The organism is Leifsonia xyli subsp. cynodontis, from assembly GCF_050632205.1.
GTDB lineage: Bacteria > Actinomycetota > Actinomycetes > Actinomycetales > Microbacteriaceae > Leifsonia > Leifsonia xyli_D.
Genome location: NZ_CP192578.1, coordinates 3,188,611 through 3,204,651 on the forward strand (window position 1 = coordinate 3,188,611; position 16,041 = coordinate 3,204,651).

16 protein-coding genes, 2 tRNA genes and 1 pseudogene are annotated in these 16,041 nt (G+C 67.2%); 11 read left to right on the forward strand and 8 right to left on the reverse strand.

Annotated elements, in window-relative coordinates:
* Nucleotides 1–26: 26 nt before the first annotated feature.
* The 4 genes from gyrA (at nucleotide 27) to ACQ86M_RS15945 (ending at nucleotide 3,208) form a co-directional block, all read left to right on the forward strand.
* Nucleotides 27–2,576 (forward strand): DNA gyrase subunit A, encoded by a 2,550-nt coding sequence (gene gyrA / locus ACQ86M_RS15930; RefSeq protein WP_431246140.1) that lies wholly within the window; start codon nucleotides 27–29, stop codon nucleotides 2,574–2,576.
* Nucleotides 2,566–2,979: a DUF3566 domain-containing protein gene (locus tag ACQ86M_RS15935; protein ID WP_431219585.1), complete on the forward strand. Its 414-nt coding sequence runs from the start codon at nucleotides 2,566–2,568 to the stop codon at nucleotides 2,977–2,979. Before gyrA ends, ACQ86M_RS15935 begins: the two co-directional genes overlap by 11 nt.
* Nucleotides 2,980–3,029: 50 nt before the next feature.
* Nucleotides 3,030–3,106: transfer RNA gene (locus tag ACQ86M_RS15940), tRNA-Ile, on the forward strand.
* 29 nt (nucleotides 3,107–3,135) lie between these two features.
* Nucleotides 3,136–3,208 (forward strand) — tRNA-Ala (locus ACQ86M_RS15945).
* A gap of 147 nt (nucleotides 3,209–3,355) precedes the next feature.
* Here ACQ86M_RS15945 and ACQ86M_RS15950 read toward each other — a convergent pair.
* Entirely contained in the window at nucleotides 3,356–4,192 is an 837-nt protein-coding gene (locus tag ACQ86M_RS15950) for a hypothetical protein (RefSeq protein WP_431246141.1), read from the reverse strand.
* 184 nt (nucleotides 4,193–4,376) lie between these two features.
* Nucleotides 4,377–4,841 (reverse strand): Lrp/AsnC family transcriptional regulator, encoded by a 465-nt coding sequence (locus tag ACQ86M_RS15955; RefSeq protein WP_431246142.1) that lies wholly within the window; start codon nucleotides 4,839–4,841, stop codon nucleotides 4,377–4,379.
* 93 nt (nucleotides 4,842–4,934) lie between these two features.
* Between ACQ86M_RS15955 and ACQ86M_RS15960 the strand changes: the two genes are divergently transcribed.
* Nucleotides 4,935–5,375, forward strand: coding sequence for a rhodanese-like domain-containing protein (locus ACQ86M_RS15960; protein WP_431246143.1), 441 nt, complete (start codon nucleotides 4,935–4,937; stop codon nucleotides 5,373–5,375).
* A 3-nt stretch (nucleotides 5,376–5,378) separates the two neighbouring features.
* Here ACQ86M_RS15960 and ACQ86M_RS15965 read toward each other — a convergent pair whose 3' ends face one another.
* Nucleotides 5,379–6,242: an Fpg/Nei family DNA glycosylase gene (locus ACQ86M_RS15965; RefSeq protein WP_431246144.1), complete on the reverse strand. Its 864-nt coding sequence runs from the start codon at nucleotides 6,240–6,242 to the stop codon at nucleotides 5,379–5,381.
* A 48-nt stretch (nucleotides 6,243–6,290) separates the two neighbouring features.
* On the opposite strand from ACQ86M_RS15965, the gene ACQ86M_RS15970 reads away from it, so the two are divergent.
* On the forward strand, nucleotides 6,291–6,716 hold the full coding sequence (locus tag ACQ86M_RS15970) for an NUDIX hydrolase (protein WP_431246145.1): 426 nt from the start codon (nucleotides 6,291–6,293) through the stop codon (nucleotides 6,714–6,716).
* A 60-nt stretch (nucleotides 6,717–6,776) separates the two neighbouring features.
* Here ACQ86M_RS15970 and ACQ86M_RS15975 read toward each other — a convergent pair whose 3' ends face one another.
* Nucleotides 6,777–7,355 carry a hypothetical protein gene (locus ACQ86M_RS15975; protein WP_431219591.1) on the reverse strand — a complete coding sequence of 193 codons (579 nt, stop codon included), beginning with the start codon at nucleotides 7,353–7,355 and terminating at the stop codon, nucleotides 6,777–6,779.
* Between the two features lie 123 nt (nucleotides 7,356–7,478).
* On the opposite strand from ACQ86M_RS15975, the pseudogene ACQ86M_RS15980 reads away from it, so the two are divergent.
* Nucleotides 7,479–8,017 (forward strand): annotated as a pseudogene (locus tag ACQ86M_RS15980) (peptidylprolyl isomerase).
* Between the two features lie 23 nt (nucleotides 8,018–8,040).
* Nucleotides 8,041–8,898, forward strand: coding sequence for a rhomboid family intramembrane serine protease (locus tag ACQ86M_RS15985; protein ID WP_431246146.1), 858 nt, complete (start codon nucleotides 8,041–8,043; stop codon nucleotides 8,896–8,898).
* A 211-nt stretch (nucleotides 8,899–9,109) separates the two neighbouring features.
* On the opposite strand, the gene ACQ86M_RS15990 is transcribed toward ACQ86M_RS15985, so the two are convergent.
* Nucleotides 9,110–9,370 (reverse strand): cell division protein CrgA, encoded by a 261-nt coding sequence (locus ACQ86M_RS15990; protein WP_431219594.1) that lies wholly within the window; start codon nucleotides 9,368–9,370, stop codon nucleotides 9,110–9,112.
* Nucleotides 9,371–9,480: 110 nt separating this feature from the next.
* On the opposite strand from ACQ86M_RS15990, the gene ACQ86M_RS15995 reads away from it, so the two are divergent.
* From ACQ86M_RS15995 to ACQ86M_RS16005, 3 genes are read left to right on the forward strand one after another with little or no spacing between them, the layout of a single operon-like run.
* Entirely contained in the window at nucleotides 9,481–10,251 is a 771-nt protein-coding gene (locus tag ACQ86M_RS15995; protein ID WP_431246147.1) for a class E sortase, read from the forward strand.
* Nucleotides 10,252–10,253: 2 nt separating this feature from the next.
* On the forward strand, nucleotides 10,254–10,412 hold the full coding sequence (locus ACQ86M_RS16000) for a hypothetical protein (protein ID WP_431219596.1): 159 nt from the start codon (nucleotides 10,254–10,256) through the stop codon (nucleotides 10,410–10,412).
* Nucleotides 10,409–11,047 carry an anthranilate synthase component II gene (locus ACQ86M_RS16005; protein ID WP_431219597.1) on the forward strand — a complete coding sequence of 213 codons (639 nt, stop codon included), beginning with the start codon at nucleotides 10,409–10,411 and terminating at the stop codon, nucleotides 11,045–11,047. The genes ACQ86M_RS16000 and ACQ86M_RS16005 overlap by 4 nt, the downstream gene beginning before the upstream one ends.
* 35 nt (nucleotides 11,048–11,082) lie before the next feature.
* On the opposite strand, the gene pknB is transcribed toward ACQ86M_RS16005, so the two are convergent.
* The 3 genes from pknB to ACQ86M_RS16020 all read right to left on the reverse strand — a co-directional run bounded on the left by pknB (nucleotide 11,083) and on the right by ACQ86M_RS16020 (nucleotide 16,040).
* Nucleotides 11,083–12,777, reverse strand: coding sequence for a Stk1 family PASTA domain-containing Ser/Thr kinase (pknB, locus tag ACQ86M_RS16010; protein WP_431219598.1), 1,695 nt, complete (start codon nucleotides 12,775–12,777; stop codon nucleotides 11,083–11,085).
* Nucleotides 12,778–12,858: 81 nt separating this feature from the next.
* Entirely contained in the window at nucleotides 12,859–14,589 is a 1,731-nt protein-coding gene (locus tag ACQ86M_RS16015) for a serine/threonine protein kinase (protein ID WP_431219599.1), read from the reverse strand.
* Nucleotides 14,586–16,040 (reverse strand): peptidoglycan D,D-transpeptidase FtsI family protein, encoded by a 1,455-nt coding sequence (locus ACQ86M_RS16020; protein WP_431246148.1) that lies wholly within the window; start codon nucleotides 16,038–16,040, stop codon nucleotides 14,586–14,588. The genes ACQ86M_RS16015 and ACQ86M_RS16020 overlap by 4 nt, the downstream gene beginning before the upstream one ends.
* Between the last annotated feature and the right edge of the window lies 1 nt (nucleotide 16,041).

Below are 16,041 nucleotides of genomic sequence, written 5' to 3' on the forward strand. Positions count from 1 at the left end.
CGAGGGACTGACAGGAAGAGAAGACTGTGACGGACGAAGAGAACGTGTCGGGCGACGGAGCCGGCTTCGGCATCCACGGCAGGATCGACCAGGTCGACCTGCAGTCGGAGATGCAGCGGTCGTACCTCGACTACGCCATGTCGGTCATCATCGGGCGTGCGCTGCCCGAGGTGCGCGACGGCCTGAAGCCGGTGCACCGCCGCGTGATCTACGCGATGTTCGACGGCGGCTACCGCCCCGACAAGGCCTTCTCGAAGTGCGCCCGCGTCGTCGGCGACGTGATGGGTCAGTTCCACCCCCACGGTGACACCGCCATCTATGACGCGCTCGTCCGTCTCGTGCAGCCGTGGAGCCTCCGCTACCCGCTCGCCCTCGGCCAGGGCAACTTCGGTTCTCCCGGCAACGACGGCGCCGCGGCCCCGCGATACACCGAGACCAAGATGGCCCCGCTCGCGCTCGAGATGGTGCGCGACATCGACGAGGAGACCGTCGACTTCGTCGACAACTACGACGGCCGCACGCAGGAGCCCGCCGTTCTGCCCAGCCGCTTCCCGAACCTGCTGGTCAACGGCTCGGTCGGCATCGCGGTCGGCATGGCGACGAACATCCCGCCGCACAACCTCCGCGAGGTCGCCGCCGGCGCGCTCTGGCACCTGGAGCACCCGGACGCCCCGCGCGAGGAGCTGCTCGAGGAGCTGATCAAGCGCATCAAGGGACCGGACTTCCCGACCGGCGCGCAGATCCTCGGTACCAAGGGCATCCATGATGCGTACCGCACCGGGCGCGGTTCGATCACCATGCGCGCGGTCGTGAACATCGAGGAGATCCAGGGCCGGGTCTGCCTCGTCGTCACCGAACTGCCGTACCAGGTGAACCCCGACAACCTGGCGATCAAGATCGCGGACCTCGTCAAGGAGGGCCGGATCGGCGGCATCGCGGACATCCGCGACGAGACCTCCGGCCGCACCGGTCAGCGCCTTGTGATCGTCCTGAAGCGGGACGCCGTCGCCAAGGTCGTGCTGAACAACCTGTACAAGCACACGCAGCTGCAGGAGAACTTCGGCGCGAACATGCTCGCGATCGTCGACAATGTGCCTCGCACCCTGTCGCTCGACGGCTTCATCACCGCGTGGGTCGACCACCAGATCGACGTCATCGTGCGGCGCACCCGCTTCCGTCTCCGCAAGGCGGAGGAGCGCGCGCACATCCTGCGCGGCTACCTCAAGGCGCTGGATGCGCTCGACGAGGTCATCGCGCTCATCCGCCGGTCGCCCACGGTCGACGACGCACGCGAGGGCCTGAAGGGGTTGCTCGAGGTCGACGAGGTGCAGGCGGACGCCATCCTCGCGATGCAGCTGCGCCGCCTGGCCGCGCTCGAGCGTCAGAAGATCATCGAAGAGGCGGAGGCCATCGAGAAGCAGATCGCGGAGTATCACGCGATCCTCGAGAACCCGGCCCGGCAGCGCTCGATCGTCAGCGAGGAGCTGACCGAGATCGTGGACCGGTTCGGCGACGACCGCCGCACCGAGATCATGTTCGGCTACGACGGCGACATGAGCATGGAGGACCTCATCCCCGAAGAGGAGATGGTGGTCACCGTGACGCGCGGCGGGTACATCAAGCGCACACGCAGCGACAACTACCGCAGCCAGCACCGCGGGGGTAAGGGCGTCAAGGGCGCTCAGCTCCGCGGTGAGGATGTGGTGGACCACTTCTTCGTGACGACGACGCACCACTGGCTGCTCTTCTTCACGAACCAGGGCCGCGTCTATCGCGCGAAGACCTACGAGGTGCAGGAGGCCGGCCGCGACGCCAAGGGTCAGCACGTCGCCAACCTGCTCGCCCTGCAGCCGGATGAGCAGATCGCCGAGATCCTCGACATCCGCGACTACGAGACCGCGAAGTACCTGGTGCTCGCCACGCGCGACGGACTGATCAAGAAGACCGCGCTCTCGGAGTACGACACCAACCGCACGGGCGGCATCATCGCGATCAAGCTGCGCGAGGGCGACGAGCTGGTCTCCGCCCTGCTGGTCGAGGAGGACTCCGACCTGCTGCTTGTCTCGCGCAAGGGCATGTCGATCCGCTTCACCGCATCCGATGAGGCGCTGCGGCCGATGGGCCGCTCCACCTCCGGCGTCATCGGAATGCACTTCCGCGGTGACGACCGGCTGCTCGACGCCTCCGTCGTCTCCGACGAGGGATATGTGTTCGTGGTCACCGAGGGCGGATATGCGAAGCGCACAGCCGCAGACCAGTACCGCCTGCAGAATCGCGGCGGTCTGGGCATCAAGGTGGCCAAGCTGCACGACGACCGCGGCGACCTGGTGGGTGCGCTGATCGTGGGCGAGGACGACGAGGTCCTTGTGGTTCTTGCCAGCGGCAAGGTGGTACGCTCTGCCGTGGCCGAGGTACCTGCCAAGGGCCGTGACACCATGGGTGTCGTCTTTGCACGTTTCGCCGAGTCCGACAAGATCATCGCACTGGCGAAGAACACCGAACGCGATCTCGAATCCACCACTCTCGCGGAGGATGCCGAGTCGGTCGGGAAGGATGAAACCGTAGATGAGCAGTAGCGTCGCCGACAAGCTCGCCAAGAAGTCGTCCCGTCGACCCGCATCCTCGAAGCAGGTGCGGCTGAAGCTGGTCTACATCGACTTCTGGTCGACCGTGAAGCTGTCGTTCCTCGCAGGCGTCTGCCTGGCGATCATCGCGATCGTCGGCACCTTCCTGGTCTGGACCGTGCTCGACCGCACCGGCATCTTCGATCAGGTGAACAGCCTGTTCAAGGACATCTCGGGCGCCGGCGGGAGCGACCTCCGCTCGATCCTGGGCCTCGGTCAGGTGATGGGCTTCTCGCTCATCGTGGCCATCCTGGACATCGTCGTGGTGACCGCGCTCGGCGCCGTCTTCGCCCTGCTGTACAACCTCTCGGTGAAGATCACGGGCGGTTTGCTGGTCGGCTTCACCAACAACTGACCGATTTCGCAATGCCTGGGCAGATCGGGTAGTCTCGTATCTGCCCATTCGGGGATATAGCTCAGGCGGTTAGAGCGCTTCGCTGATAACGAAGAGGTCCGAGGTTCAAGTCCTCGTATCCCCACCACTGTGTTCTCAGCAACACAGACTCCGATCGGGGCCTTAGCTCAGTTGGTAGAGCGCCTGCTTTGCAAGCAGGATGTCAGGAGTTCGAATCTCCTAGGCTCCACACTCATTCACTCTCCCGAAGCTGGTCACGGCCGCGCGAGGAGCGCCGACAGAATCTGGGCTGACGCGCCGACGACCGCGATGACGATTGCGACGATAGACGCTTCGGATAGCCTGTGTGGGGACCTGCTTCGTCGGTGTTTGTGGTTCATAGCGTGGTGATCCGGAGGTCAAGTTCAAGGTCAGTCCCCTCAAGAAGCAGCGGGTGATAGTACGAGCTAGTTGGTTGCACCGGCAGGCGTTCCAATCTAGGTGAGAACGCTCTCGACGTGATCTGGTCGATAATCATCTCGACGTTGTCGAACGCGTCGTCCCGAATCGAAACTTCAACGCTGAAGCGATGGAGCGAACTCCAGCAGTCAATCCACTTCGGTTCCAGCAACTGGAGCAATCCAGATCGGCGGATAAACGCACTTGCGACCGGTCCAGCCTTGCGGTCGCCCCAACCAGTGTTCATTTCTTCAGGAGTAAGCCCTGAGTCGCTGTCAACTGTTTGGCCGAATCCGCTTCGAATCCACTCCTCTCGTGCATTGATGAAGGCTCGTGTATCGATGCCTTGAAATGTCACGCGCGCATGCTCGCCAGGGACGTGAAAGTGAACTGCACCCTGGCGGTGATCAACGATATGGCGCAGCCCTCGCACGCCGTTTTCCATCGCATCGGACCCACGCTCCCACGTAGGAAGAAGTGAGAAGTTCAGCTTGGAAGTATCTGACGAAGGGTCAAGCTGAACGATTAGCGAGTTGGGAAGGGGCACTATGCGGTTGATGACGAAGAAGTCGTGGGCCGACGTCAGATTACGAGGCTCGTGGATGTATCCCATTCGGGAAAAGATCTCGCCTTCGAGCCGTATCTGACTTTCAGACGCCCTGTCCACTATTGGGCTACGCGAAGAGATGCCTGAAATGTATCTCTGGGCGCTGGCATAGGGCTCCAGAACTGCCCACTGACGCAGACGAATGCGGCGTGACTTGGCGTTTGACATGACTGCTCCCCTCAGTCGCCGACCCGACGAGGAAGAACGAGTCTTCAAACCGAATAATCACAGGCAGCGGAACCGGGTTCCTTTCGCTCACGAGAACATTCGGTCGGGAATATTCGAGCGGGGGAGCTTAGCGCCCGTGCCCATACTTCCACATCTCTGAATTCCAGCCCAAAGGGTCTGTCCTCTATATCTGGGGCGGCACGATGGGCCGCGTCGGGAACGGACTCGAGTACGAGACGCTCGTCGTCACGCTGCCGAGCGTTCCGACCCGGCCGCTGACCTGCTCCAGGTGCCGCATGGATGTGGCGACCACCTTCAGGATGAAGCAGTCGTCCCCGGTCACGTGGTGCGCCTCCACCACCTCCGGGATGTCGGCGAGCAGGTCGTGCAACGGCTTGTACTGGCTGCTCGGGTAGCGGAGGCGCAGGAAGGCGAGGATCCCGTACCCGAGGCGGTCCGGATCGACGACGGCGCGGTATCCCGCGATGACGCCCGCCTCCTCCAGCCGGCGGATGCGTTCGGCCACAGCACTGTTCGACATGTGGACCGTGCGGGCGAGTTCGGCGACGGACTGGCGGCCGTCACGCTGCAACTCCGCCAGCAGGGCGCGGTCGACACTGTCGGCGACGAATGGGAAAGTCACGGCCATGCGGCGATTCTGCCACGCGATCGACGGTGCGATGCGCCGAACGCCGTGGATCGTCCGTTCACTCGGGCAGCCGGATTTCCTAGTCTCGAAGGCATGACGAACCCTTCGGAAGCCACCCGCCACTTCGCCGCCAAGCTGCGATTCGAGACCGACCCCTCGGACGTCAAGGCGGCCAGGGATGCCGGGGAGCGCATGGTGCTCGTCGACAGCCGCGGAGAGACGGCGTGGCGCCAGGGGCGCATCGAGGGTGCGATCCATCTGCCGACGGCCGACATCGGGGAGCGGTCCGCTGAGCTGATCCCGGCGGGCACGCCGGTCGTGGTCTACTGCTGGGGTCCGGGCTGCAACGGTTCCACGCGCGCCGCGCTGGCGTTCAGCCTGCTGGGCTACGAGGTTCGTGAGATGATCGGCGGCTTCGAGTACTGGGCCCGTGAGGGTCTGCCGGTCGTCGACGATCAATGCCCGATCGTGCGGGAGCCGGACGAGCTGACCGCTCCGGTGGGAGTGGGGGCCGGCATCGACTGCGACTGCTGACCGCTACTTCAGGAGGCGGGACAGCACGCGGTCGGCGAGCGGCTTGCCGCCGGTCTGGCAGGTCGGGCAGTACTGGAACGTCGAGTCGTGGAAGATGACCTGGCGGATGGTGTCCCCGCAGACCGGGCATGGTTCGCCCGTCCGGCCGTGCACCCGCAGGTTCGACTTCTTCTCGCTCTTGAGTTCGGAGGCGGCGAGTCCGTCGGCGCGGGCGAGCGCCTGGCGCAGTGTCGACTGCATCGCGTCGTACAGTCGGGAGACGTCTTCCGGAGCCATGTTCGCCGGCTTGTACGGCGACATCTTGGCGACGTGGAGGATCTCGTCGGAGTAGGCGTTGCCGATGCCGGCGATCAGTGACTGGTTGCGCAGGACGCCCTTGATCTGGGCGCGGCCTTGAGCCTTCAGGATGTCGGCGAAAGCCTCCTCGGTGAAGGCGGCATCGAGGGGGTCGGGACCGAGGCGCTGGATGCCGGGAACGTCGGAAGGATCGTGCACCACGTAGACCGCGAGGCTCTTCTTCGTGCCCGCCTCCGTGATGTCGAGGCCGGAACCGTCATCGAGCACGAGGCGCGCGGCCAGCGGGCCCTTGCCCAGCCGGCCGGTGGGCGGTGGCGGGGGAGTGCCGCGCCAGCGGATCCATCCCGCACGCGCCAGGTGCACCACGATGTGGAGGTCGCCCGCCGCGATGTCGAGGAACTTGCCGTGGCGGCTCACGCCGCCGATGGTGAGGCCGTGCAGCGCATCCACCGGCGGGTCGAACGTCTTGAGCGCCGAGAAGGCGACGATGCTCAGCCGGTCGATGACACGACCCTTCAGCCGGCCATCGAGGTCGGCGGCGAGGGCGGTGACTTCCGGCAGTTCGGGCATCACCCCTAGTCTGCCCCCGACCGCCGACATCGGCAGTAGGGTGAGGCGGTGGATATCAGAGTCGCCGCGTACGGTCTCATCATCGACGCCGACCGCATCCTGCTCGCGCACTGGAACGAGAGCGGCCACTCCGGGTGGACGCTTCCCGGCGGCGGCATCGATCCGGGCGAGGACCCGGCCGACGCGGTCGTGCGCGAGATCGCCGAGGAGACGGGTTATGCCGCCGAGGCCGGAGCGCTGCTCGGCATCGACTCGAAGGTGATCCCGGCGGAGCATCGGTTCGTGAGCGACGCCGGTCCGCTGCATGCGCTCCGGATCGTGTACCGGGCGACCGTGACCGGCGGGTCGCTCGCGAACGAGCTCGACGGCACCACGGACGAAGCGGCATGGTTCCCGCTTTCGAGCATGCCGAACCGTCGCGTCGAACTCGTCGACATCGCGCTGACGATGGCCGGTCTGCGCGCCCCGGACTAGACCCGCGTCGTCACGTGACGCTCACCGGCCGCAATGCGGCCAGCGCGCGGAAGCGAGAGGTCAGGCCTGCTGCGCCGGGTCCGTCGCCGGCGTGGTCGGCGTGGTGGGCTCCTCGTCGGCGACCCACAGCTCGTCGTCCGCGCGGAAGGTCTGCCACACCGCATAGAGCAGGCCGACCGCGGCGATGAGGCCGAGCCCGATGGCGATGACGCTGCCCGCACCGGGGCCGGACTTCTTCTGAACGACCTTCGCCTTCTTGGTGAACTCCTGGCCGGCCCGCTTGAAGTCGCCGGCGAACGCGGCAGCGCGTGCGGCGCGAGCGTGGTCGACCATCGACAGCGCGGTGCCGACCGCCGTGCCGACGGCGGGGATGACATCCGCCACGACGCGCTCGCGCGCCTGCCCCGCGTAACGGCTGGCCGTGGCCTTCGCCGTGTCGGTGGCCGGACGCACGTACTGGTCGTAGCCGCCACGGACGCGGGGCACGACCTCCTCGCGCGTGTAGTAGCCCGCCTGCTTGCGTGCCTCGGCAGCGAGAGCGTTGGCCTTGGCCAGCACCTCCTGCTGCTGACCCCACAGGTCCTCCGCTCCGCTGCGCAGTCGCTTGAGCTCCTTCTTGCGCTTCCGTGTCAGGCTCATCTGTTCCTCCGTCGAAGTCGGGGTGGCGACTGACTCCATCTTGCCACCGAAAGGGCTGGGGATGGCCCGAGAGCTGCCGAGCCCGCCCAAGTCCTCTATACGCCCTGTGCAAGAATTGGTGCCATGTCTAAGCACACCGCTGTCGCCACGCTCCACACTAACTACGGAGACATCAAGGTCAACCTCTTCGGCAATCACGCGCCGAAGACGGTGCGTAATTTCGTGGGCCTGGCGACGGGCGAGATCGAGTGGACGCATCCCGCCACCGGCGAGAAGTCCACGGCTCCCTCTACGACGGTGTCGTCTTCCACCGCATCATCCCCGGCTTCATGATCCAGGGCGGCGACCCCCTCGGTCAGGGGGTCGGCGGCCCGGGCTACCAGTTCGACGACGAGATCAACCCGGAGCTCGACTTCACGCAGCCGTACATCCTCGCGATGGCGAACGCCGGCATCCAGGGCGGACGCGGCACCAACGGCTCGCAGTTCTTCATCACCGTCGCGCCGACCACCTGGCTGCAGGGCAAGCACACCATCTTCGGCGAGGTCGCCGACGACGCGTCGCGCAAGATCGTCGACAAGCTGGCCGAGGTCCCGACGGATGCCCGTGACCGGCCGCTGGACGACGTCGTCATCGAGTCCATCGACATCGAGCAGGTCTGAGGAAGGGCGGGCGAGCACACGAGATGACTCAGCCCGTCGACGCGCGCGCGAACTACTGTTATCGCCATCCCGACCGCGAGAGCTACGTGCTCTGCCAGCGGTGCGGCCGCACGATCTGCGGTGAGTGCCAGACGCCCGGTGCCGTCGGCGTCGTGTGCCCCGAGTGCATGGCGCAGCAGAAGGCGACCCACCCGCGCACCAAGCCCGCCTGGGTCACCCGGCTGACGGGCTCAGGAGCGCCGGTCGTCACGTACTCGATCATCGCGCTGTGCGTGGTCGTGTTCATTCTTCAGAATCTGGGGCCGCTGCTCGGTGTCCCGATCACGCCCTCCCTCGTCTACGCGGGTGCCTTCTCGTACCCGAGCGGGACATTCGGCGTCGGGTTCGAGCCGTGGCGGATGCTGACCAGCGTCTTCGCGCACGCCAACATCATCCACATCGCCCTGAACATGTACACGCTGTGGGTGTTCGGGATGGCGCTGGAGCCGCTGCTGGGCCGTGTCCGCTACCTGGCCCTCTTCGTCATCAGCGGATTCGCCGGCTCCCTGGGGGTGCTGCTCCTGTCGTCGCCGGTGCAGCCGGTGCTCGGGGCCTCGGGGGCGATCTTCGGGATGTTCGGGGCCTTCTTCATCATCCAGCGCCGGCTGGGCGGCAACGCGACGCAGATGCTGGTGCTGCTGGCCATCAACCTGGGAATCGGGTTCCTGCCCGGGTTCAACATCGCCTGGCAGGCGCACGTGGGCGGCCTGGTCGGCGGCCTGCTGGTCGGGCTGATCTACGTCGAGACGCGACAGCCGCAGCGCCGCCGCTGGCAGCTTCCGCTCCTCGCCCTGCTGAGCGTGGTGTTGGTGGCGTTGAGCCTCATCCACTTCTTCGTGTAGTTCCCCACACCGGGTGGATAAGTTATCCACAGGCTTATTAACATTGTGGGTAATTACACGGCTGTAACTCTCCACAGTCTTATTAACACTGGGGAAAGCGCAGGCGAACGCGCGACAACTGTTCACAGGGTGCCTGTGGAGAACTGTGGAGAACACGAAGCCCGGGCCGGCTGGTGCCGACCCGGGCTCGAGGCACGGAGGGTGCGGTGCGCTATCGCCAGCGCGTCGTCATGAGGAACCCGATGAAGGCGATGCCGAAGCCCACGAGGATGTTCCAGGCGCCGAGCGCCGGAATCGGGTACTGGTTCTGGCTCACGTAGAACACGATGATCCAGATGAGGCCGAGCAGCATGAAGCCGAACATGAGCGGCTTGAACCACACCGGGTTCGGGGCCTCTTCTCCGGATGCCGCTGCGGTGCGGTCTGCGCGGGCGGGTCGCTCGGGTTTCGTCTTCGACTTGCTGCGTGCCATAGCACCCCAGTCTAGCGGGGAAGCTCGGACGCTTCCTGAGGCCCCCGAACAGGGGAGGCGGCCGCGTACGCCGTGCCGTTTCCCAGCGAGCCGTCTCTAGAATGTGGCACATGACCACCTCGGAGCCTCGCATGCGCCGGCCACGCCGGCCGCATCGGCGTCCGACGGTGCTCGGCGTGGCCGGCGAGCTCCTCATCACCGCGGGCATCCTGGTGCTCCTCTTCCTGGGGTGGCAGATCTGGTGGAACAACCTCGTCATGGCGGGCCAGCAGACCACGGCGGCCGCGCAGCAGAGTCAGAAGTGGATCGACGACGCGATGAAGGCGCCCAAGCCGGCGCCGGGCACCACGACCGCGCAGGTCGATCCGCCGGTGCTCGCGAAGCCTGCTCCGTACGAGCCGTTCGCGGTGGTCTACGTGCCGCGCCTCGGCGCCGACTGGAAGCGCACGATCCGGCAGACGGTCGACACCGAACGCGTCCTCAACAGCTACACCGCCGGGGTCGGCCACTACATCGACACGCAGATGCCGGGTCAGGTCGGCAACTTCGCGGTGGCCGGTCATGACTCGGGATGGGGCAATACGTTCATCGACCTGTCGAAGCTCCACATCGGCGACCGCATCTACGTGCAGACGAAGGACGGCTGGTACACGTACACGTTCCGCAATTTCGAGTACGTGCAGCCTTCGGCGGTCGGCGTGCTGCTGCCCGTGCCGCGGCAGCCGGCCGCGACACCGGTCGATCGGTTCATGACGATCACCACCTGCAACCCGCCGTTCCACGCCGGGGAGCGGCTGATCGCCTACAGCGTGTTCCAGTCGTTCGCGCCGCCGCAGGACGTTCCGAGCGAGATCGCCGCGGCGGTCGGACAGGGAGGCTGACCGTGTACGGAGCTCTGTGGCGGGTGCTGCCCGGTCCGTGGTGGCTGCGCCTCCTCATCCTTCTGGCGCTGATCGCCGTCGCACTGTTCGCGCTGGTGACCTGGGTGTTCCCCTGGGTGGATTCGCTCCTCGGGCCGCAGGAAGGTACCGTGGGGCCGTGACCCGCGTACTCGTCATCGACAACTACGACAGCTTCGTCTACACGCTGAACGGTTACCTGCGCGAGCTCGGAGCCGAGACGGAGGTCGTGCGCAACGACGACATCGCGGTGGAGGACCTTCCCGCGAAGCTCGCCGAGTACGACGCGGTGCTCATCTCGCCCGGGCCGGGCAAGCCCGCCGACGCCGGGGTCTCCATTCCGGCGGTCGAGCAGGCGCTGTCGACCGGGCAGCCGCTGCTGGGCGTCTGCCTCGGCCACCAGGCGATCGCCGAGGCCTTCGGCGGCGTGGTGACGAACGCGGAGGAGCTGATGCACGGCAAGACCTCGCAGGTCGGCCACGACGACAGCCCGCTCTTCGAGGGCGTGGCCCAGCCGTTCACCGCGACGCGGTACCACTCGCTCGCGGTCGTCGACGGTACGCTGCCGGACGACCTGCACGTGACCGCTCGCACGGCCGGCGGCGTGATCATGGCGCTGCAGCACCGGGAGGCGCCGATCTACGGCGTGCAGTTCCACCCCGAGTCGGTGCTCACCGAGGGCGGATACCGCATGCTCGGCAACTGGCTCGAGGTCGCGGGCCTGGCGGGAGCCGCCGAGGCGTCCCGCACCCTCAACCCGTTGGTGAAGCTGGGCTGACCGGAGCCGACCGGGCGCTCAGCGGGCGCGGTGCGTCAGCCCGAGCAGTAGGTCAGGTCGACGGTCGTCCCCTGCGGCACGTCCCCCGGAGCCACCGATTGGGTGTGCACCATGGTCGCGCCCTTGTCCTGCGGGCAGGACGCATCCGGCTTGGGGTTCGCGGTGAGCCCCAGCTGCGACAGGATGCCCGTGGCGGCCTGGATGGTCTGCCCGGTGAGATCGGTGAGCGTCACCTTCCCGCTCGACACGTGCAGGCCGATGGCGTCGCCTTCGTGCGCCGACGCATTAGGCGCAGGGTCGGTGGAGATGACGACGTTGGCCGGAACACTCGGCGAGTTCTCCGAGGTGGTCGGGCCGACGGTGAGACCCGCCTGCTGCAGCGCCTGGGTGGCCGCATCCACGGTCATGTTGTGCACATCCGGCACGGTGACGGTCTTCTTGCCGGTGGAGACGTAGACCGTGATCGTGTCCCCGGTCGCGACGACGATGCCGGCGCCCGGATCGGTGCGGATCACCTGCCCCTGGTTGTAGGTGGGGCTCGATTCGGTGGTCTTCACCCACTTGAGCTTCATGTCGTCGAGCTCGGCGGTCGCCTTGTCGAGGGTCTGGCCCGAGAGGTTCGGCACCTTGCGGGAGGTCTCCGGCATCGTCGTGCTCGGAGCGAGCCGCAGCACCCAGGCCAGGACGGCCACGATGACGACCGCCATGATGGCGATGCCGGCCCAGATCCAGATGACCGGTGGCCGGCGCTGGGTGCGGGTCATGGTCTGGTCTTCGGCCAGCTGGCGGAACGCCGCCTCCGGGCCGGAGACGGAGCTCGGCGGAGCGCCGAACAGGGTCTCGGCGAACTCGTCCTCGTGCTTGCGCTTCGGGACGCGGCCGGCGGCGGCCTCCTCGAGGTCGGCGCGGAACTCCGCGACCGTCTGGTAGCGCTCGAAGCGGTCCTTCGCGAGAGCCCGGGCGACCACCACATCCATCGCGGGGGACACCTTGGGGTTCACGGTGCTGGGCGCGACCGCCGTCTCGCTGACGTGCTGGTACGCGACGGCGACCGGGGTGTCGCCGCGGAACGGAGGACGCCCGGTGAGCATCTCGAACAGCACGACGCCGGTCGAGTACAGGTCGGTGCGCGCGTCCACCGACTCGCCCTTCGCCTGCTCCGGCGAGAAGTAGCTGGCCGTGCCGAGCACGGCGGTCGTTTGCGCGACGGTGGCCGAGGAATCGCTGATGGCGCGCGCGATGCCGAAGTCCATCACCTTGACCTGACCGGCCTTGGTGATCATGACGTTGCCGGGCTTGATGTCGCGGTGCACGACGCCCGCTCGGTGTGAGTACTCGAGAGCGGTGAGGATGCCCTCGGTGATGCGCACCGCCTCCTGCACCTCGAGCGGCCCGCGCTTGATGAGGTCTTTCAGGAGGACGCCGTCGACGTGCTCCATCACGATGAAGGGCAGCTGCGCCTCGTGGCCGTTCGGCTCGCGCACGGTCTCCTCGCCCGCGTCGAAGACGCGCACGATCGTCGGATGCGTCATGCGGGCGGCGGCCTGCGCCTCCTGACGGAAGCGGGTGCGGAAGGCGGGGTCGGTCGCCAGAGACGGCTTCAGGAGCTTGATGGCGACCGTGCGGCCCAGGCGTGTGTCGGTGCCGCGGTGCACGTCGGACATGCCGCCCCGGCCGATGAGTTCGCCCACCTGATATCGGCCTGCGAGCAGGCGGCTATCTGGGCTCAATGCGGACTCCTTCTGCGTGCTGAACTCCGGTTAGTGTAGCGGGGCCCGGCTGAGTAACCGCCGGAGGCTGACCGCCGCGGGTCAGCCGTTGCCGTTGCCGCCGCCTCCCGTGCCGGTGCCGCCGCCGGCGCCCGGAGTCGGCGTGGCGGTGACGACCTCGTAGGTGAGCGCGGGCGACTGGCCCGACTCGACCGACTCGCCGCAGAAGATCGTGTAGGTCAGCTTGTACGTGCCGGTCGAGCTCGGCGACCACACCATCTTGGTGTCGTTGACCGGCGTCTGCGGCTGGCCGTTCACGTAGAGCCGGCGGCCGACGAGGTTCTGACCTGCGGGGCAGGTGGCCGAGCCGAAGCTGACGCTGATCTGCGTGTTCGGCGCGCCCTGACCCGACGGAGGAGTCGCGGAGACCGTGTCCGTCGGCGTGGGGATCGGGGCGACCGGTCCGTAGACCTTGACGGCGATGGTCGAGCCCTTCGGCACCGGGCCGGTGGGGTTCACCGAGTAGACCTTGTTCGCCTGGTCCTGCGTGGTGGCCGCGTTGCCCTGCGCCACGTCGGCGACCATCCCGAGCTGCTGCAGCTTGTCGCGCGCCTGGTCGGCGGTGAGCCCGAGGAAGTCGCTCTCGGTGATCTGCACGGTGTTGCTCGTGGGCGTCGGGGAGGGCGACGGAGAGGACGGCTGGGTGGTGGGAGTCACGACCGGCGAGGTGGTGGGGGCCGGCTTCGGCTGGGCGACCAGGGCGATGATCCCGCTGATGAGCACCAGCGCGAGGAGCGCGATCAGAGCGATCAGCGGCCATGTCCAGCGGCTGCGCTTGCGCTCCTCGACCGGAGCGACGGCCTCCTCCTCGACGACGGGCGCAACCGCGGTCGCGGGCAGCACGGTGGTCGCCTGGGTCGGCACCGCGGCGGGCGACGGCATGAGCACCGTCGCCGCATCGGTCGCTGCGGCTCCGCCGAGGATGGCGGGGACGGATGCCGCGGCCGCACGCACGTCGCCGCGGCGCAGCGCCTGGGCGGCACGGGCGAGGTGAGCGGCGGACGCCGGGCGGTCGGCGGGATTCTTCGCGATGCACGCGAAGACGAGGTTGCGCACCGGCTCCGCGACGGTCGCGGGGAGCTCCGGCGGCGCCTCGTTGATCTGCGCCATGGCGATGGCGACCTGCGACTCGCCCGTGAACGGGCGGCGCCCGGCCAGGCACTCGTAGGCGACGATACCGAGCGAGTAGATGTCGGTCGTCGGCGAGGCCGGGTGTCCGGAGGCCTGCTCCGGCGAGAGGTACTGCACGGTGCCCATGACCTGGCCGGTGGCGGTCAGCGGCACCTGGTCGGCGATCCGGGCGATGCCGAAGTCGGTGATCTTGACGCGCCCATCCGGAGTGATCAGGAGGTTGCCCGGCTTGATGTCGCGGTGGACGAGACCGGCGGCGTGGGCGGCGTGGAGGGCGGCGGCGGTCTGCGCGACGATGTCGAGCGTCCGGTCGGTGCTGAGGACGTGCTCCCGCTCCAGGATGCTCGACAGCGCCTCGCCGGGGACGAGCTCCATCACGAGGTAGGCGCTGCCGTCCTCCTCGCCGTAGTCGTAGACGTTGGCGATGCCCTCGTGGTTGACGAGGGCGGCGTGCCGCGCCTCCGCACGGAAGCGCTCGAGGAAGCCCGGGTCGCCGAGGTACTCGTCCTTCAGGATCTTGATGGCGACGGTACGGCCGATGACGAGGTCGGTGGCCTGCCACACCTCGCCCATGCCGCCGATAGCGATCCGCGACTGCAGCTCGTAACGTCCCCCGAAGGTGAGCCCTGCTGTGGGTCTCATTTATTCAGCACCGCCTCTAGTACTTTCCTCGCGATCGGAGCGGCGATGGAGTTACCCGAGCCGCTCTGACCCTGTCCACCGCCATTTTCGACAACTACAGCCACAGCGAACTCCGGGTCGTTCGCCGGCGCGAAACCGGTGAACCACAGCGTGTACGGGTCGTTCTCACCGTTCTGCGCCGTACCGGTCTTACCGCCGACCTGAACCCCACCTATTCTTGCATTGCTCGCCACGCCGTGATCGACGCCGTCGACCATCATCTGCTTGATGGTGTCGGCGTTCTGCTGGCTCAGCGGGCGCGAGAACTCCGTGGCCTGGAAGCTCTCCACGGTCTGCAGATCCGCCGAGCGGATGGACTCCACGAGGTTCGGCGCCATCAGCGTCCCGCCGTTGGCGATCGCCGCCGAGACCATCGCCATCTGCAGCGGAGTCGCCCGGTCGTCCATCTGCCCGAACGATCCGAGGGCGCGCTCGGCGGCGTCGGTGTAGAGCGGGTAGACGCTCTTCTCGACCTTGGTCGGGATGGTCAGCGACTGGTTGAACCCGAACTTGTCGGCCTGGTCCTTGATCACCTCGGGCTTCAGCTGCATCCCGAGCTCGGCGAACGGGATGTTGCAGGAGAGGATCTGCGCGGTCGCGATCGACACCGTGGCACCGGGGCCGCACGTGGTGAGGGAGTCGTTCTTCACGACCGTGCCGGACCCGGGCAGCGGCAGCGACGCCGGGTTGGGCAGCTGGCTGTCCTTCGTGTACTGGCCGGTGCCGAAGGCGGAGGCGCTCATCACGGGCTTGAATGTCGACCCCGGCGGGTTCAGGTTGCCGCCGATGGTCCGGTTGATCAGGGGGTCGCCGGGAGCGGACAGGAGCTGGTTGTAGGTGGCGTCGACCGCCTTGCCGTCGTGCGACGCGAGAACGTTCGGGTCGTATGTCGGCTTCGACACCATCGCGAGGATCTTGCCGGTCTTGGGCGCGAGCAGCACGACGGCGCCCTGCTGGTCGCCGAGCGCATCCCACGCCGCCTGCTGCGCCACCGGGTCGATCGTCGTCTCGACGGTCGCACCCTGTGGGTTCTTGCCGGTGAGGATGGCGTTTATGCGGTCGAAGAACTGCGAGTTGGCGGAGCCGCTCAGCTTCGCGTTGAGCGCGCCCTCGAGTCCGGTCGGCTCGCCGTTGATCGGGAAGAAGCCGGTGACGGCCGAGTACAGCGGGCCGTTGCTGTAGACGCGCTGCCACTTGTAGACGTCGTTCGACGGCACCGACTGGGCGACCGGCTGCCCGGCCACCAGGATGGCTCCGCGCTGCGCCGAGTAGCTGTCGTTCAGCGCCCGCGTGTTCCGCGCATCCGTGTTGAGGGTGTCCGCCGAGAACACCTGCAGGATGGACGTGGAGACGAGCAGCGCCAGGAACATCCCCAGCACGATGGTGCTCACGCGCTTGATCTCGCGGTTCATG

What these genes read in the sequence shown, in the direction of transcription:
- ACQ86M_RS15950 (WP_431246141.1), bottom strand. Translation starts at nt 4,192, where the DNA reads ATGTCAAACGCCAAGTCACGCCGCATTCGTCTGCGTCAGTGGGCAGTT.
- ACQ86M_RS15955 (WP_431246142.1), bottom strand. Translation starts at nt 4,841, where the DNA reads ATGGCCGTGACTTTCCCATTCGTCGCCGACAGTGTCGACCGCGCCCTG.
- ACQ86M_RS15985 (WP_431246146.1), top strand. Translation starts at nt 8,041, where the DNA reads ATGACTCAGCCCGTCGACGCGCGCGCGAACTACTGTTATCGCCATCCC.
- ACQ86M_RS15995 (WP_431246147.1), top strand. Translation starts at nt 9,481, where the DNA reads ATGACCACCTCGGAGCCTCGCATGCGCCGGCCACGCCGGCCGCATCGG.
- ACQ86M_RS15965 (WP_431246144.1), bottom strand. Translation starts at nt 6,242, where the DNA reads ATGCCCGAACTGCCGGAAGTCACCGCCCTCGCCGCCGACCTCGATGGC.
- ACQ86M_RS16015 (WP_431219599.1), bottom strand. Translation starts at nt 14,589, where the DNA reads ATGAGACCCACAGCAGGGCTCACCTTCGGGGGACGTTACGAGCTGCAG.
- ACQ86M_RS15990 (WP_431219594.1), bottom strand. Translation starts at nt 9,370, where the DNA reads ATGGCACGCAGCAAGTCGAAGACGAAACCCGAGCGACCCGCCCGCGCA.
- ACQ86M_RS15935 (WP_431219585.1), top strand. Translation starts at nt 2,566, where the DNA reads ATGAGCAGTAGCGTCGCCGACAAGCTCGCCAAGAAGTCGTCCCGTCGA.
- ACQ86M_RS15975 (WP_431219591.1), bottom strand. Translation starts at nt 7,355, where the DNA reads ATGAGCCTGACACGGAAGCGCAAGAAGGAGCTCAAGCGACTGCGCAGC.
- ACQ86M_RS15960 (WP_431246143.1), top strand. Translation starts at nt 4,935, where the DNA reads ATGACGAACCCTTCGGAAGCCACCCGCCACTTCGCCGCCAAGCTGCGA.
- ACQ86M_RS16020 (WP_431246148.1), bottom strand. Translation starts at nt 16,040, where the DNA reads ATGAACCGCGAGATCAAGCGCGTGAGCACCATCGTGCTGGGGATGTTC.